This window comes from Acinetobacter sp. Ac8 (assembly GCF_055392545.1).
The window spans coordinates 4726947-4741457 of sequence record NZ_AP043689.1 but is presented as its reverse complement, the minus strand read 5'-3'; the positions used below and the strand labels follow the sequence as shown (position 1 = coordinate 4741457).

The 14511-nt window shown below is 39.0% G+C and carries 16 protein-coding genes and 1 pseudogene; 4 read left to right on the top strand and 13 right to left on the bottom strand.

Annotated features, from left to right (window positions below):
• Nucleotides 1-64 precede the first annotated feature (64 nt).
• The 3 genes and pseudogenes from ACZ5QH_RS22500 to ACZ5QH_RS22490 all read left to right on the top strand — a co-directional run.
• Nucleotides 65-556, top strand: a pseudogene (locus ACZ5QH_RS22500) (type VI secretion system-associated protein TagF); the annotation flags it as partial.
• A gap of 118 nt (nucleotides 557-674) precedes the next feature.
• Nucleotides 675-1325: an OmpA family protein gene (locus ACZ5QH_RS22495; RefSeq protein WP_434087049.1), complete on the top strand. Its 651-nt coding sequence runs from the start codon at nucleotides 675-677 to the stop codon at nucleotides 1323-1325.
• A gap of 38 nt (nucleotides 1326-1363) precedes the next feature.
• Nucleotides 1364-1630: a PAAR domain-containing protein gene (locus tag ACZ5QH_RS22490; RefSeq protein WP_004723549.1), complete on the top strand. Its 267-nt coding sequence runs from the start codon at nucleotides 1364-1366 to the stop codon at nucleotides 1628-1630.
• Nucleotides 1631-1856: 226 nt separating this feature from the next.
• On the opposite strand, the gene ACZ5QH_RS22485 is transcribed toward ACZ5QH_RS22490, so the two are convergent.
• Nucleotides 1857-2399: an NADPH-dependent FMN reductase gene (locus ACZ5QH_RS22485; RefSeq protein ID WP_034617210.1), complete on the bottom strand. Its 543-nt coding sequence runs from the start codon at nucleotides 2397-2399 to the stop codon at nucleotides 1857-1859.
• A gap of 159 nt (nucleotides 2400-2558) precedes the next feature.
• On the opposite strand from ACZ5QH_RS22485, the gene ACZ5QH_RS22480 reads away from it, so the two are divergent.
• The gene (locus ACZ5QH_RS22480) at nucleotides 2559-3125 is read left to right on the top strand and encodes a 5'-methylthioadenosine/S-adenosylhomocysteine nucleosidase family protein (protein WP_034617213.1); all 567 of its coding nucleotides are present in this window, start codon (nucleotides 2559-2561) and stop codon (nucleotides 3123-3125) included.
• Nucleotides 3126-3228: 103 nt separating this feature from the next.
• Here ACZ5QH_RS22480 and ACZ5QH_RS22475 read toward each other — a convergent pair whose 3' ends face one another.
• The 12 genes from ACZ5QH_RS22475 to ACZ5QH_RS22420 form a co-directional block, all read right to left on the bottom strand.
• Nucleotides 3229-3843, bottom strand: coding sequence for a TetR/AcrR family transcriptional regulator (locus ACZ5QH_RS22475; RefSeq protein ID WP_016539535.1), 615 nt, complete (start codon nucleotides 3841-3843; stop codon nucleotides 3229-3231).
• A 523-nt stretch (nucleotides 3844-4366) separates the two neighbouring features.
• Nucleotides 4367-5164, bottom strand: a complete 798-nt coding sequence (locus ACZ5QH_RS22470) for an ABC transporter ATP-binding protein (protein WP_303577560.1) — start codon at nucleotides 5162-5164, stop codon at nucleotides 4367-4369.
• Between the two features lie 9 nt (nucleotides 5165-5173).
• Complete coding sequence (gene ssuC, locus ACZ5QH_RS22465) at nucleotides 5174-5995, bottom strand: aliphatic sulfonate ABC transporter permease SsuC (RefSeq protein WP_303577561.1); 822 nt, start codon at nucleotides 5993-5995, stop codon at nucleotides 5174-5176.
• Nucleotides 5992-7161 carry an FMNH2-dependent alkanesulfonate monooxygenase gene (gene ssuD, locus ACZ5QH_RS22460; protein WP_004723543.1) on the bottom strand — a complete coding sequence of 390 codons (1170 nt, stop codon included), beginning with the start codon at nucleotides 7159-7161 and terminating at the stop codon, nucleotides 5992-5994. The genes ssuC and ssuD overlap by 4 nt, the downstream gene beginning before the upstream one ends.
• Nucleotides 7162-7183: 22 nt before the next feature.
• A complete protein-coding gene (locus tag ACZ5QH_RS22455; RefSeq protein ID WP_239046739.1) occupies nucleotides 7184-8116 on the bottom strand; it encodes a sulfonate ABC transporter substrate-binding protein in 933 nt (310 codons plus the stop codon).
• Nucleotides 8117-8210: 94 nt separating this feature from the next.
• On the bottom strand, nucleotides 8211-9170 hold the full coding sequence (locus tag ACZ5QH_RS22450) for a sulfonate ABC transporter substrate-binding protein (protein ID WP_105714170.1): 960 nt from the start codon (nucleotides 9168-9170) through the stop codon (nucleotides 8211-8213).
• Nucleotides 9171-9504: 334 nt separating this feature from the next.
• Entirely contained in the window at nucleotides 9505-10860 is a 1356-nt protein-coding gene (argA, locus tag ACZ5QH_RS22445) for an amino-acid N-acetyltransferase (RefSeq protein ID WP_034618293.1), read from the bottom strand.
• A 685-nt stretch (nucleotides 10861-11545) separates the two neighbouring features.
• On the bottom strand, nucleotides 11546-11908 hold the full coding sequence (locus ACZ5QH_RS22440) for an RcnB family protein (protein ID WP_105714171.1): 363 nt from the start codon (nucleotides 11906-11908) through the stop codon (nucleotides 11546-11548).
• A 193-nt stretch (nucleotides 11909-12101) separates the two neighbouring features.
• Complete coding sequence (locus ACZ5QH_RS22435) at nucleotides 12102-12398, bottom strand: RcnB family protein (RefSeq protein WP_303577562.1); 297 nt, start codon at nucleotides 12396-12398, stop codon at nucleotides 12102-12104.
• A gap of 206 nt (nucleotides 12399-12604) precedes the next feature.
• Entirely contained in the window at nucleotides 12605-13006 is a 402-nt protein-coding gene (locus ACZ5QH_RS22430; protein ID WP_004723537.1) for an RcnB family protein, read from the bottom strand.
• Between the two features lie 281 nt (nucleotides 13007-13287).
• Nucleotides 13288-13443: a hypothetical protein gene (locus ACZ5QH_RS22425; RefSeq protein ID WP_262087380.1), complete on the bottom strand. Its 156-nt coding sequence runs from the start codon at nucleotides 13441-13443 to the stop codon at nucleotides 13288-13290.
• A gap of 227 nt (nucleotides 13444-13670) precedes the next feature.
• Complete coding sequence (locus ACZ5QH_RS22420; protein WP_004723535.1) at nucleotides 13671-14417, bottom strand: YciK family oxidoreductase; 747 nt, start codon at nucleotides 14415-14417, stop codon at nucleotides 13671-13673.
• Nucleotides 14418-14511: the final 94 nt, after the last annotated feature.

Below are 14511 nucleotides of genomic sequence, written 5' to 3'. Positions count from 1 at the left end.
GATCAATAAGCTGGGTGAAATTGATCATGAAATACAGGTCTTGCCTGAATTAAAAACGCAGGACTTTTTTGAAAATCATACCATGCATTCATTTGCACAAATGATGAAGATCACGCCGTATGAATTGGCGCAAAGTATGTTGGGTTTGGGCTTATTACTACAGCCTGTGCTTAAACACGGTACCAGTAAGTTATCTAAGGTGCTTATTTTACCGATTAATAATCATAATTATTGCTATGAAATTGCCGCATTTTGGGTCAACTTAATCGGACGTTTTTTAGAAAAAAGTAATACAGAGATCTTAATTGGTATTCTTCACCAAGAGTCTCCAATTTTATTATTTGGATTCCAAGGGGCAGATATCACGGCTTTAAGTAATATTTTCACTCAAAATATGCAAAATGATCATTGGGTATCTTTGGTCAAACCGCTATGGATTGATGCCTATTTGGAACAGAATGCAGGTCTAGCAGCACTTGAACAGTCTTTATGCGAACGTCAATTGAGTCTGGTTCAAGGCATGAAAATTTTTAGACAAACATTTATAGATGAATAATGATATGAAAAATAAACAAGTCAAAATATTGAAAAAATTTGCGCTTATTTCTAGCTTATTTTGTTCATTCAATGTGTTTGCTGCACCGATTGTGGTTGAAGGTGCTGTGCCGAATGACATGACCAAACAAGCAATCTTGGCGAAATTAAAAGCGGTTTATGGCGATGATCAAGTTGTTGATAAAATCCAAATTCGAGCCGTATCCGCACCAAATGGCTGGAGTGATTCGGTTACACGTGTGATTACTCCAGATTTAAAGAAGATTAGCCAAGGTAAACTCTCTGTACGAGGCACACAAGTTGAATTGGTTGGAAAAATGGGTGTGCAAACTGATATTCAGCCAACCACCAGTTTATTCCAATCTTTAGTTCAGCCACCTTATCGATTTAATTCTCAAATTTCAGTGAATGCTGCTGAGCAATCTGTGATTGATAATGCCCTAAAAAATCGAATTATTGAGTTTGAATCTGGCAAAGCTGTACTTACCGCAACAGGTACACAAATCTTAGACGAGATGGTGGTTGCATTAAATAAAGTCCAAGGTAAAAATGTTAAAATTGTGGGACATACTGACAGCCAAGGTAATCCACAGAAGAATCAGGATTTGAGTTTGCAACGTGCTGAAGCGGTGAAGCAGTATTTAACTACGAAAGGCATTGCACCGACTCGTTTAAGCACAGCTGGTCTGGGTTCAACCAAACCGGTTGCTGATAATGCAACTGAAGATGGGCGTAAAAAGAACCGCCGTATTGAGTTCGATGTTTTATAAATTTTTATTCCATAACAAAACAATAAAAGGTAGGCACTATGGCACTTCCATATATCACGTTAGGGTCACCCACGACAGGTGGTGGAAAAATTATTTCTGCACAGTCTTCTTTTCTGATTGATGGTAAAGCGATTGCATGTGTAGGCGATAAGGCGACTTGTCCCAAGCATAAATGTGTCGCCAGCATTGTTGCTGGTGATAATCATATGTTGGTGATGGGAAAGCCCGCTGCACAGCATAATTCACCTTTATCTTGCGGATGTAAATGTATTGGTGACCAGTCATTAACCGTCGGGCAAAATTAAATAGTTCAGCGTATAAAAAAAGCCCCATCATCCTGACGGGGCTTTTTCGTATTGGTTCGCTAGGTAAACTCCTGTTCTACCTCACTTCCTGATGTACAGACCGATTATTATTGTTTTATGTCTGGGAAACTTCCTGTTCCCTATGACTATAGAATAGGGGATTTGCTTCAAATTCCCTAGCCGTCAATGCATGCAAGTGATGTAAGCTAAAGCGTACAATGTGATTTTAGACATTGGCATATTGGATGAGTTTGTTTACCACAGACTTGACTGCTTTATTATCAAACTCATTTCCCTCAAAGGTTTCACTCTTACCACGTTGCCCAATATCTCGCAGTTCAATGACTGCATTAGAGTCAATCATGCCAATAAAAGCACAGACTTGTTTGATTTGATCAATTGAACGTGAACCGTTGGTACCGCCATAACTGACAAAAGCCGAAGGTTTGCTTTGCCATTCTTTATAAACGAAGTCGATGGCATTTTTCAGTACAGGACTATAGCCGTGATTGTATTCTGGGGTAATGAAAATAAACGCATCTCCAGAAGCAATTTTTTTCGCCCATTCTTGCTGTTTGGGCTGATCATAGATTCCTGAGGCGGGTGAATTTTTCCCGGCAAAGAAAGGTAAATCCCATTCTTTTAAATCTACAATTTCAACATTGAGGGTACTAAAGTCGAGTTTTTGGATTTCTTTAAGCAACCATTCTGCGACTTTAATGGCAACACGACCTTCTCGAATACTGCCCACGATGATTTGGATATTCATTTATTTTCATCTCTATTTTTTCTATTAAAACATTATGCGCAATCAAGGTCATAGGTACAGTAGTGATTTGTATATGATTTTAAAATTTTGAGTTAACAATAAGATTGATCAGGATTTGAATTTCCATTCTAATAAGTAAAATTTTAATTCTGAATCGATATGAAAGACGACATTGCACTGATTATGGCTTTACCCAATGAATCTAAAGGGTTATTTGAACAAGCAGGTATCACTGTCCATTATAGCGGGATTGGCAAGATTAATGCAGCCTATACGGCATTCGATGTTATTCAAAAAACCGGCTGTAAAATCATACTGAATTTAGGTAGTGCAGGAAGTTCTTTCTTTGATGCCCATGAGTTGATTGAGGTAAAAACCTTTGTGCAACGTGATATGGATGTTTCCCCACTCGGTTTTGATGTGGGCGTTACGCCAATGGATGAGCAGTTTCCACGCGAAATTCATTTAGAATCGTATTTTCGACATTTAGCGCAGGGTGTTTGTGGTACAGGGGATAGTTTTGAAACAGGACAACCCAAAGTGAGCTGTAACTTGGTCGATATGGAAGGCTATGCACTGGCTAAAGTCTGTAAAAAATTAGATGTGCGTTTAGTTTCGATTAAATACATTACAGATGGTGCAAATGACACCGCACATTTAGATTGGGAAGATAATTTATTATTGGGTGCACAAAAGTTGTTAAAACTATATCAGTCTATTTATTAAAGACTTAGTTTGTTTGAGTATTATATAAAGTTTAAAATTGAGTCTTGGCGACCATAGAACTCTATGGCCGTTTGCCAAAATAACCAATAAGTATATTGGATGATTAATTGCGCGGTAACACACCATATAAAGTCATATGGATTGTATGTTCAATTGCGCGTTGACACATACTTTTATTACGCAAAGTTTTACCAGTCACCATTTCAATTTGAGTACTAAAGTCTGCATAATTTTGAGTCAATGCCCAAATATTAATAATCAGCAATTCGGCATCGATTTGATCTGATATTTTACCTTGCGCCTGCCAGTTTAAAATCACTTTAGCTTTGCGTTTAAAGAGCTTTTTAAGCGGGCCTTTGAGGATCGGTAAAATATGTGGTGCGCCTTGAATCACTTCTAACGCGAAAAGTTTTGAAGCTTTAGGCTGAGTTCTAGAGATTTCAATTTTGGTCATGATGTAATGTGACAAAGCTTCTGTCGGTTCCAATTCTGACTCAAGCGACTGCAACGGTGCTAACCATTTCTGCATAACTGTCGTTAGCACTTCAACATATAAGGCTTCTTTATTTTCATAGTAGTAGAAAATATTGGATTTATGCATATCTGCTAATTGAGCGATTTCATCTAGACTTGCGCCGTTGAAACCATAGACAGAAAATACGTCAAGTGCAGCATTGAGCAGCTGCTGGCGTTTTTGAGCACTCTTTTTTTGTTCCATCGCATCTTTAATCGAAAAACTGATTATTAAATTGTACGGTAAAATGTTTGATTTGTGCACAGAAAGCAGCATTATTTTGGTATATTTCTGATAAATAATGATGAAGTTTTATTATTAAGTCGATCGTAGATCCCTATTATCTAATTTTGCACTAAACTGGAGCAAATCTTATTTTAAAATTCTGTCAGTTATGACTTAATATTTAAATTTTGTGACATTTTTTAGTATAAGGTTAATTTTTGAGTTAATTTAAAAATTAGATAATCTTAAATAGCATGATTTAATTTTCATTTAAGAAAACTGACTTGCTTTAAAATACCCAGCTCATTTTTAATCAATAGAAACAGTTGAAAACTTAAACATATTTGTGACAGCGAACATTTTCTATCCGATCAAAACGACAAAATATTCGATTTAATTATTCAAGATCAGCAACATGGTTCCGCAAGGTAAATATGTAAAGACAAAAATATTCTGCTCGACAATACCTTGCGTTACCAACAAAAGGGTCTTTTGTTGCTGTTCATGTCGCAAGCACAGCACTGAGTACCTGTTGTTCAAGTTCTGCAAATGCCACACCTTTTTGACGTGGACGTGGTAAATCGACTTGAAACTGTTGTGCAATATGTCCTTTATCCAAAAGAATAATACGATCTGCGAGTTGAACTGCTTCATTAACATCATGGGTAACCAGAATGGTGGTAAAGCCTTGTTCTAACCATAACTTTTCAATTAAATTCTGCATTTCTAGTCGCGTCAATGCATCTAAAGCACCTAAAGGTTCATCCAGTAATAAGACCCGCGGTGTATGTGACAAAGCACGAGCAAGCGCCGTTCGTTGACGTTGTCCACCAGAAAGCTGTGATGGCCAAAGTCGAGATTTCTCCTTTAATCCGACCTTTTCTAATAATTGCTCAGCTTTAGAAAATTGGTTTTTGGCTAGACCCAATTGCACATTTTTTAGGATACTTTTCCATGGCAATAAGCGTGGATCTTGGAACATCACCCGAATATCATCTGCAATGATCCCTTCACGGAAATTTAATAAAGATTTAAATTTGATTTCACCATAACTGGGTTGTTCTAAATCGGCAATTAAACGCAGTAGGGTACTTTTACCACAACCACTACGTCCCACAATTGCAACGAATTCACCCGCTTCAATGTTTAAATCTAAGTCCTCAAGAACTTTAACTTCGCCATAATATTTATGCAGTTGTTCGATCGAAATTTCTGCACCAATTTTTGCTTGTTGTTCTTCAACAATCTCGGTTGGTGCCACCAAGTCATTGGCATATTGGCTAATGCTTAAATCGGTCATATTAGACTCCTATTTTTGATAACCTGCGTGCCAACGCAATAGGTATTTTTCTAAAAATTGTGCAAATACATCGGCAAGTTTGCCTAAAAGGGCATACAGCAAGATACCCACTAGCACGATATCTGTTTGTAAAAACTCACGCGCATTCATGGTCATATAACCAATTCCAGATTGTGCGGAAATTGTTTCTGCCACAATCAGCAGTACCCAAACCAACCCCAGTGAAAAGCGTAAACCCACTAAAATTGAAGGCATTGCGCCCGGTAAAATAATGTCTTTATACAATTGCCAACTGCTTAACCCATAGCTTTTTCCCATTTCAATCAATTGAGGATCAACTGAACGAATCCCATGATAGGTATTGATGTAGATCGGGAAAAACACACCGACAGCCACTAAAAAGAGTTTTGCAGACTCATCAATTCCAAACCATAAAATAACCAATGGAATCAGCGCCAATGCTGGAATATTTCGGATCATTTGCAAGGTGGTATCCAATAAGTTGGATGCAACTTTTGATGAACCATTGAGTAGTCCCAAAAATAAGCCAAGTCCACCACCGACTAAGAGGCCAAGTAGCGCACGACCAGCACTGACTTTGACGTGCTGCCAAAGCTCACCGCTGACCAAAAGTGTCCAAAATGCAGAGACTACCGCTGTCGGTGCAGGTAAAACACGGCTTTCAAGCAATCCTGTTTTAGACGCAATTTGCCAAATGACAATCAGTAAAATCGGCACAATCCAAGGCAGCAAACGCTGCCCAATTTGTTTCGTTCCACGTGAAACGGCAGTGCTTTTGGCTGGAGCAGCATTGTTAATTAAGGCATTCATGCAGGCTCCTGTAATGGTTTTTTATTTTCTTCAGGGGTGTAGTTATTGGCAACGATTTCGCCAAATGGTCCAGTCAAATTAGGTTGCGTGAGTTTCTTGCGTGTTTCCAACGGCAGTAATGGGAATACCAGTTCAGCAAAGCGAATGGATTCTTCTAAATGTGGGTAGCCTGAGAAAATAAAGGTATTGATGCCTAAATCAGCATATTCTTGGATACGATCTGCAACAGTCTGTGGATCACCAACCAAAGCAGTACCTGCACCACCACGAACGAGTCCAACTCCTGCCCAAAGATTTGGTGATACTTCAAGCTTACTACGATCACCATTATGTAGTTCAGCCATACGGCGCTGACCGACGGAATCCATTTGTTTAAATTTTTTCTGTGCAGCGGCGATCGTCGCATCATCTACATATTGGATCAGTTCATTGGCGGCTTGCCATGCTTGTTCATTGGTCTCACGAACAATGACATGTAAACGAATACCATAATTAAGTTGACGACCTTTAGCATCGGCTTTCGCTTTCACTACTGCAATTTTTTCTTTGACCGCAGCAGGTGGTTCGCCCCAAGTCAAATAGGTATCAACTTGCTCAGCAGCCAATTCAATCGCATCTTCAGAAGAGCCCCCAAACCAGAGTGGTGGGTAAGGTGCTTGAATCGGAGGATAAAGCAGTTTGGCATCGTCTACACTTAAACGTTCGCCATGGAAGGTAAATGATTCACCGGTATGTGAACGTTTTAAAATTTCACGCCAAATCGTGGTGTATTCAGCTGCTGTTTTATAACGTGAAGCGTGGTCTTCGTATACACCATCACCTTTCAATTCTTGCTCATCACCACCTGTAACGAGGTTGAGTAAAACTCGACCATTGGATAGACGATCAAAAGTTGCAGCCATACGTGCTGCAAGCGCTGGTGTTGTTACGCCTGGACGTAACGCAACCAAGAATTTTAAATTTTTAGTCGCATCAATCAGGCTCGCAGCAGTAATCCATGGATCTTCACATGAACGTCCCGTGGGAATGAGTACACCTTCATAGCCCAAATTATCCACAGCTACAGCAATTTGTTTCATATAAGCATGGTCAACTTGGCGAGCGCCTTTGCTTGTACCTAAATAACGACTGTCACCGTGAGTAGGAATAAACCAGAAGATTTTCATTTCATTCATCCTTAGAAAAATATTATTTCGCCGTCCAAACGGCTTGTTTGATATCAATGCTGTTTGGAATAATTTTGAGTTCGCTAAAACGATTGGCCAGCTGTTGCTGATCTGCAATTACTTTTGCTGAAAGCGGTGCTGCACCAGAAGGTCTTGGGCGTCGCTCAATAAAAGTTTGACTAACTTTCGGTTTTAAACCAGTGCTTTGCCCGATGGTTTGCGCTGTTGCGACACGATTGGCTTGTACCCATTTATCAGCAGTATTAATTTGCTGGATAATGCCTTTAACTGCTTGAGGATATTTCTTTACAAAATCTGGCGATGCCAAATAGAAGGTATAATTCGGACTTAAACCTTGCCCTGAAGCGAGGATACGCGCCTGATCTTCGACTTGAGCAGAAGCAAAGAATGGGTCCCAAATCGCCCAAGCGTCGACAGCACCTTTTTGAAATGCAGCACGAGCATCAGCAGGGGTTAACCAAATCGGTTGAATATCTGACCATTGCAAACCAGCTTTACGTACAGCTTGTACCAATAAATAATGCGCACTTGAGCCTTTCTGCAACGCAATACGTTTACCTTTCAACTCATTCAGTTTGGTGATTTTTGAATCTTTAGGCACTAAAATTGCCGAAGCCAACGGCTTGGCTGCTTCATAGGCAATGTAGTACAGCGGTTTATTCGCGGCTTGGGCATATACTGGTGGGGTATCGCCAGTGACACCAACATCCAGAGAACCTACAGCAAGAGCTTCTAAAATTTGAGGGCCCGCTGGGAATTCATTCCAAGTGATTTTGGCATTTGGGAATTCTTTCTCATACAACTTTTGTTGTTTGGCGATTGCAAAATTAATAGAACTTTTTTGAAAGCCAATACGTAATTCTTTTACCGTTGGATCGATTGCCCATACAGAGGCTGAACCCAGCATTGCGCTACAGATCAACATCGTGGTCATGGCATGAGTCGTTGCATTGAACCTTGATGCTGTGTTTTGTTGTGCGATTTGCTGGGTCATATTGATGTCCTCTTTAACGGCGCTGTTGGCGAAATTAGTTCGCTAAAACAGCTGCTTGAATGTTGATTTTATTGGGAATAAGTTTTTGTTGATAAAAAGCATCTGCGACAGCTTGCTGTTTCTTTACCACATCGTTAGAAATTGGAGTCACACCAAAACCCATACGAGAAATTGAGGTATTCAAAATATCAAGTGGTAAGCCTGTCGGTTTTTCTAAGAGTTTTGCCGCATCGGTTTGATGTTGAGACACCCACTGCGTTGTCGTATTCAGTTCATTGACCACAATTTTTAAAACATCAGGATGTTGTTCAGCAAACTTACGATCAGCCAAATAGAATTGGTGGTTGTTGACCAAGTTTTGACCTGTCGCAATGACTTTGGCATTGAGTTGTTTTTCAGCAGCAGCAAAGAACGGATCCCAAATGACCCAAGCATCTACAGCACCTTTTTCAAAGGCAGCACGTGCATCAGCTGGTGGTAGGTAGACCACTTGAATATCATCAAGTTTTAAATGATTTGCTTCTAAAACTTTGAGTAAAAGATAATGTACATTTGAACCTTTATTCAAAACTACACGCTTACCTTTTAAATCTTGGACTGATTGAATGGCTGAATCTTTCGGCACAATTAAGGCTTCAGCCAAAGGTGCAGCAGGTTGATTGGCAACATAGACCAGATTTGAGTTTGCAGCTTGGGCGAAAATAGGCGGTGCTTCCCCAGATTCACCAAAGGCGACACTACCGACATTTAAACCTTCTAGCAGTTGAGGACCAGCAGGGAATTCAACCCATTTCACATTTACCCCTTTTTCCTTTAAGGCTTTATCTAAGTCGCCACGTGCTTTGATAATGGGCAAGACCCCATATTTTTGAAAACCGATATTTAAGGTTGTGGTTTCTTGTGGTTTAGAGCATCCAGTAAGCATCATGATGGTGGCAAGGCTAGCACTTATAAGGGTGATTTTTTTCCACGAAGGTTGAAACAAGCTCGCCATGAGTCACGATGCTCCTATAAAGTCAGAAAAAGGCATGAGCGTCAGCTTAAAAGGCTTTGTATTTTCAAAAAAATAAGTTTTTAGTGATTGCTAATGAAAAAAACAGATAAATAATTAACTGCTAAGCTTAGCTATAAATGAGAAATATAAAGTGGATATTCTATAAAAATATAATGTTATAAGAATTTGAAAATTATGATGTTATTTGTATTATTCAATCGCCATATATAGATTCCACCCTCAAGAATAAGAAAATATTCTGCTTGATGGAATCTATAGCGATAAGCTTAGCAGCAAAAGTGATAATTGATTGAGAATAAAAAATTCATCAATTTTAAGCAATTGATTTTTTAAACACCATCGAATTACGTTGATAGTTATACAGCGCTTGTCGCGCTTCGGGTAAATCATCAACATTGGCCAGTTCAAATCCATGCTCTAAGAACCAGTGTGCGGTTCGCGTGGTTAATACAAACAGTTGTTGAATACCCAATTGACGTGCATTTTCTTCTAGGAAATGCAAAATTTGGCTACCACGATTAGATTTGCGATAGCTTGGGTGTACGGCTACACAAGCAATTTCGGCCGATTGCACTTCATTGTCTGTTGATGGAATCGGGTAGAGTGCAGCACAGGCGAGAATTGTTCCATCTCGTTCAATGACGGCAAACTTTTCGATTTCATTTTCTAAACGTTCGCGTGAGCGATAGACTAAAATACCTTCATCTTCCAAAGGGCGTAATAGATTAATCAAACCGCCAACATCACCAATATTTGCCATACGAACTTCTTCATAATGGGCATCGGTGATCATGGTGCCATGTCCATCACGGGTGAAGAGCTCTTTAATCAATGCACCATCATCGCTATAGGAAAGCAGATGAACGCGATTTACGCCTTTTAGTGAGGCTTCTTTTGCATTGTGCAAATGCAAAGCGATTTCAAAATTTGAATCTTGGTATTTTTCAATATGCTTATCGAGTTGTTGCGGGGTAATTTCACGTCTCAATTGCCCATATTCATCCATTAAGCCTTGTTGATTGCCTAAAAAAATCAATTTATCGGCTTTGATATGAATGGCCGTTTTTGTCGCAACTTCTTCTGCAAGTAAGTTAAATACTTCACCCGTGGTGGAATACCCTGTAGGGCCAAGTAACACAATATTTTGATTGCCTAAATGGCCTTGAATGGCTTCAGTATCAATCGTGCGGACTTCGCCAGTGAGTTGGAAATCGACACCATCACGAATGCCATACGGCTTTGCTGTGACAAAATTACCTGAGACCACATCAATGCGTGCGCCAAACATGGGTGAATTGGCAAGCCCCATAGACAATAATGCTTCGATTTGTAGACGAATCGAACCAACGGCACTCATAACACAAGGCAGCGATTCACGTGTGGTGACACGACGATTGATATGGATCGGGCTTTGAATTTTATTGTGAAGCAAGTTGGCCGTAATTTGCGGGCGAGCGCCGTGGACTAAAATGAGTCGTATGCCCAATGAATGCAGTAGCGCAATATCATGAATAATATGCTGAAAATTTTCATGTTCAACAGCTTCACCACCAAACATCAATACAAAAGTTTTACCACGATGGGCATTGATATAGGGTGCAGAGTGACGAAACCAATGCACGTATTCTTGCGTTGTGCTTTGTATTGTTTCTAAACTGTCGGTTTGCATGCCTATCTCAGTATTGATGATTGCGATACAGCGATTCTAAACAAAAATAGTGCAAGAATAATAGGGTCTGCTGACAATTCGTCTATGTTTGCGACTATGCGGTTTTTTAGGTGATACGAGGCACGAAATACGAAATTTAGTCATTCTAAATGAGTAGATCGTAACGAAGTAGCGGCAAAAAAACACGCTAGTCCTGAAAGGTTGTAGCTAAAATTATCTCAGTCTGCGTTATGAAACTCGAAAATAGTCTCGCTATTCCCTTCGTTTCCTGCCTTGCCTGCTCAATTTTATTCTACAACGCAAGCCATTTATGAAATGTCAACAGACCCTAATCAATAAAAAAAGCACTCGAACGTGGGAGGACGAGTGCAAAAGGGTCATATGAGTGTTGCGATTCAGATTAGATTATTGAGTTAAAAACCAAATATTTTAAGGATTACTGTTCATTGAAATGACATAATCTAATCTTTTAATTTTGAACAATTTACTGAGGATATTTGCCTTTTTAGCTAATTCAATAATTAACCAGTTCAGATTAAATCTAATCGTAAAATATAGAGAAACTATGGAGATATAAATGAAAGTATGTAGTTTATTTATTTGCCCAATCAATTAGATTTTAATCATATTCTCAAAATATGAAAAAACCCAAGCTGAGTTGGGTTTAAAAGTTAAAATATCGACATTAACCAATCACACGAATAATACGATTATTTCGCTCATTTACCAGCACATAATCACCATTTACTTTATACCATTGCTGATATCTTCCAGGTTTAGGTAACTGGCGGTAGTTTTTATAATTGACATGATAACGCGAAGAATTGAATTGAGTCGGGAAGTATTGCCCTGAGCGCCAGCGCTGACTCGAATTTACTCGGTTGTCATAATGGTTGTTGTTATTCCAACGATTGTCATGTTTATGATCCCAATGGCTTTGTTGATAGCGATTGTGATCATTTCGATGATAATCATGCGGTGCAGCCATCGCAGACGTTGCAATCAGCGCACTCATCGATAAAGCCAGTGTCGTTAAGATATTTTTCATTTGATTCACCTGAATTGAACTTTTGTCCTTTGATGTAATTAAATTACTCAATAATTTGAGATAAACGGTGAGCAAGATTTAGGTGAATTGTGAAATGTATGAAGACTTGATGAAGAGACCCATTGAGGTTTTTCTTTTCATAAATAAAAAAGCCCAAAAAAGAATTTGGGCTGTAAATATCGTAGTTTGGATATTATCGAATCACACGGATAATATGGTGGTTGCGTTCATTAACCAGTACATAACGACCATCTACTTTATACCAGCGTTCAAATTTAGCCGGTTGATGCAGGTTTTTGTATATACGATAATCATTCACATAATAGCGATTGTCATGATAACGATCAGGTAAAATTACACCTTCTCGCCATTCAAATTTTTCATGTGATGCAACAGGGCGATGATTTTGACCATGATCCCAGTCAGCCATTGCTGAAGTAGCAACTAAGGCACTGAGTGATAGTGTGATTGCGCTTAGAACTTTTCTCATTTGAATCGACCTTTTCAGACGGATGCTTTATCCGATTATTCAAATTACACTTTAAGTTAAGATAAAAAATGGAGAAATATCATCTAATTGTCAATTTTATGGAGATTTATGGAATTTTTTAAAAACAGATTGGAATGATGAAATTTAGACAAAAAAAAGCTCAAACAAAAAGGTGTTTGAGCCTATGAAACCAAAATATTTAAAAACTACATCCCTCGGATATTCACAATATTATTATTGTCTGAGTCGACCAAGATATAGTCATTGTTGATCTTATACCATTGTTGATTACGTGAAGGCTTTGGAAGATTTTCATCTTTATAATCAACTTTGTAACTATTACCACGATAATGTTGTGGCATTACATAACCCATTTGCCATTTGTGCTGTTGCAAACGTTTTACACCACGTTCTTCACGTTCACGACGTTGTTCTTGAATGTTGTCATCATCATTACCACGATCACGATGATTGCGTCCACGATCTCCACGTTCGCTTTTGCCACGATCAAAACCATTGTCATTGTCAAAATGAGGACCTGCACTGCTGATCTGAGCCGTCAACAGCGTTGATAAAGAGATGGCGATGATCGCTAAAATCTTTTTCATAATCGTCCTCGCTTATTCAATATGTTTATTTTGACCTCACTACTGTACTGCTAAATTGCAGAGAAACTGTGAAGAAAGTTCAGTTTTTCATTTAAAATGACAGACATAATAAAAACATATTTCTGTAAAAGTGAAAAGAGTTATTGCAAAGCTTTGAGCTGTAATGCATCGCAGCAAATTTTTTTAAGCGGAATATGTAACTAAAAAATGTAAATATTTATGAAAATAAACTTGTATGCAGGCTTAGAGAGATGACCCCGCTATAAATTGAGCCTGAATGATTAATACCACTGCTGATTCATCTGCTTTAAACAATTGATTGCTTTGATCATCTCTTTAGCTTGATGGGCATCATCTAAGGCCTCAATAAACTGATTTGGGAGCTGTAATTGTTCGATAGAACGAATCATCTCTACTTTATGTTTTAAATCTTTCATAAAAAAACGCCTCAAATTGATCTGCTTAACTTGAGTAATACTATAGAGGAAGCGTTATTATTTAAGAAACTGAATAAAGTTATAGTTTTTATTGGATAAAACGATTTTGATGTGGGCTTTTATTAAATTTTTATTTTGACTCTGTGATTAATATTTTAAATGACAGAATCTCTTATGATTTTCTCCACACTTCGAAAAGCGTGGAGAAAGAGAAATGTCAACAGACCCTAATCTTGTGCGTCGATACTCTCACCATTCAATGCAAGACTATCATCTCCCATGAGGTAGAGATAAGCAGGCATGATGGCTTCAGGTGATGGTAAAACCTTTGGATCCTCATCAGGATAGGCTTTGGCACGCATAGCGGTACGGGTCCCACCTGGGTTGATACAGTTATAACGGATATTTGGATAAGTATTTTCTTTGGCAAATATTTTACTAACCGCTTCAATCGCAATTTTTGAAACTGAGTAGGCGCCCCATTGCGCACGTGCTTCGCGTCCTACACCAGAGCTGGCGAAAACGACTGATGCATTTTCAGATTTTTCCAGTAAAGGCAGTAATTCTTGGGTGAGCACAAAGGGTGCACGTAAATTCACCGCCATAACATCATCCCAGACTTCTTCTGGATAATGTGCCAACTCAACACGCTCGCCTAAGATTCCGGCATTATGCAAAATACCATCTAAGCGGCCAAATTGTTGCTCTAGAGTATCGACGAGCAGTTCATAGTCACGTGAAGAGGCAGTAGAAAGCTGCAAAGGAAGAATGGCAGGTTGCGGGGCACCAAGTGATTCAATTTCATCATAAATGACTTCAAGTTTATTGAGCGTGCGGCCATGTAACACGACTGTTGCGCCGTGTAAGGCGTAGCTGAGCGCAGCTGCACGTCCAATACCGTCTCCCGCACCCGTAATGAGGATAATTTTATCCTTCAATAAATCTGGGCGAGGTTGATATTCTGAATACTTCATGGGAGACCTCCTATAGTTGTTATGATGTCATTTAGGCTTTAGACGCAATGTCGTTACCCGATTAAACAATGTTTCTCATCATTTAGAATGATTA

Bases quoted from the DNA above. Each gene is read 5' to 3' on its own strand.
- ACZ5QH_RS22495 (WP_434087049.1), top strand. From the start codon at position 675: ATGACCAAACAAGCAATCTTGGCGAAATTAAAAGCGGTTTATGGCGAT.
- ACZ5QH_RS22490 (WP_004723549.1), top strand. From the start codon at position 1,364: ATGGCACTTCCATATATCACGTTAGGGTCACCCACGACAGGTGGTGGA.
- ACZ5QH_RS22485 (WP_034617210.1), bottom strand. From the start codon at position 2,399: ATGAATATCCAAATCATCGTGGGCAGTATTCGAGAAGGTCGTGTTGCC.
- ACZ5QH_RS22480 (WP_034617213.1), top strand. From the start codon at position 2,559: ATGAAAGACGACATTGCACTGATTATGGCTTTACCCAATGAATCTAAA.
- ACZ5QH_RS22475 (WP_016539535.1), bottom strand. From the start codon at position 3,843: ATGGAACAAAAAAAGAGTGCTCAAAAACGCCAGCAGCTGCTCAATGCT.
- ACZ5QH_RS22470 (WP_303577560.1), bottom strand. From the start codon at position 5,164: ATGACCGATTTAAGCATTAGCCAATATGCCAATGACTTGGTGGCACCA.
- ssuC (WP_303577561.1), bottom strand. From the start codon at position 5,995: ATGAATGCCTTAATTAACAATGCTGCTCCAGCCAAAAGCACTGCCGTT.
- ssuD (WP_004723543.1), bottom strand. From the start codon at position 7,161: ATGAAAATCTTCTGGTTTATTCCTACTCACGGTGACAGTCGTTATTTA.
- ACZ5QH_RS22455 (WP_239046739.1), bottom strand. From the start codon at position 8,116: ATGACCACGATGTTGATCTGTAGCGCAATGCTGGGTTCAGCCTCTGTA.
- ACZ5QH_RS22450 (WP_105714170.1), bottom strand. From the start codon at position 9,170: ATGGCGAGCTTGTTTCAACCTTCGTGGAAAAAAATCACCCTTATAAGT.
- argA (WP_034618293.1), bottom strand. From the start codon at position 10,860: ATGCAAACCGACAGTTTAGAAACAATACAAAGCACAACGCAAGAATAC.
- ACZ5QH_RS22440 (WP_105714171.1), bottom strand. From the start codon at position 11,908: ATGAAAAATATCTTAACGACACTGGCTTTATCGATGAGTGCGCTGATT.
- ACZ5QH_RS22435 (WP_303577562.1), bottom strand. From the start codon at position 12,398: ATGAGAAAAGTTCTAAGCGCAATCACACTATCACTCAGTGCCTTAGTT.
- ACZ5QH_RS22430 (WP_004723537.1), bottom strand. From the start codon at position 13,006: ATGAAAAAGATTTTAGCGATCATCGCCATCTCTTTATCAACGCTGTTG.
- ACZ5QH_RS22425 (WP_262087380.1), bottom strand. From the start codon at position 13,443: ATGAAAGATTTAAAACATAAAGTAGAGATGATTCGTTCTATCGAACAA.
- ACZ5QH_RS22420 (WP_004723535.1), bottom strand. From the start codon at position 14,417: ATGAAGTATTCAGAATATCAACCTCGCCCAGATTTATTGAAGGATAAA.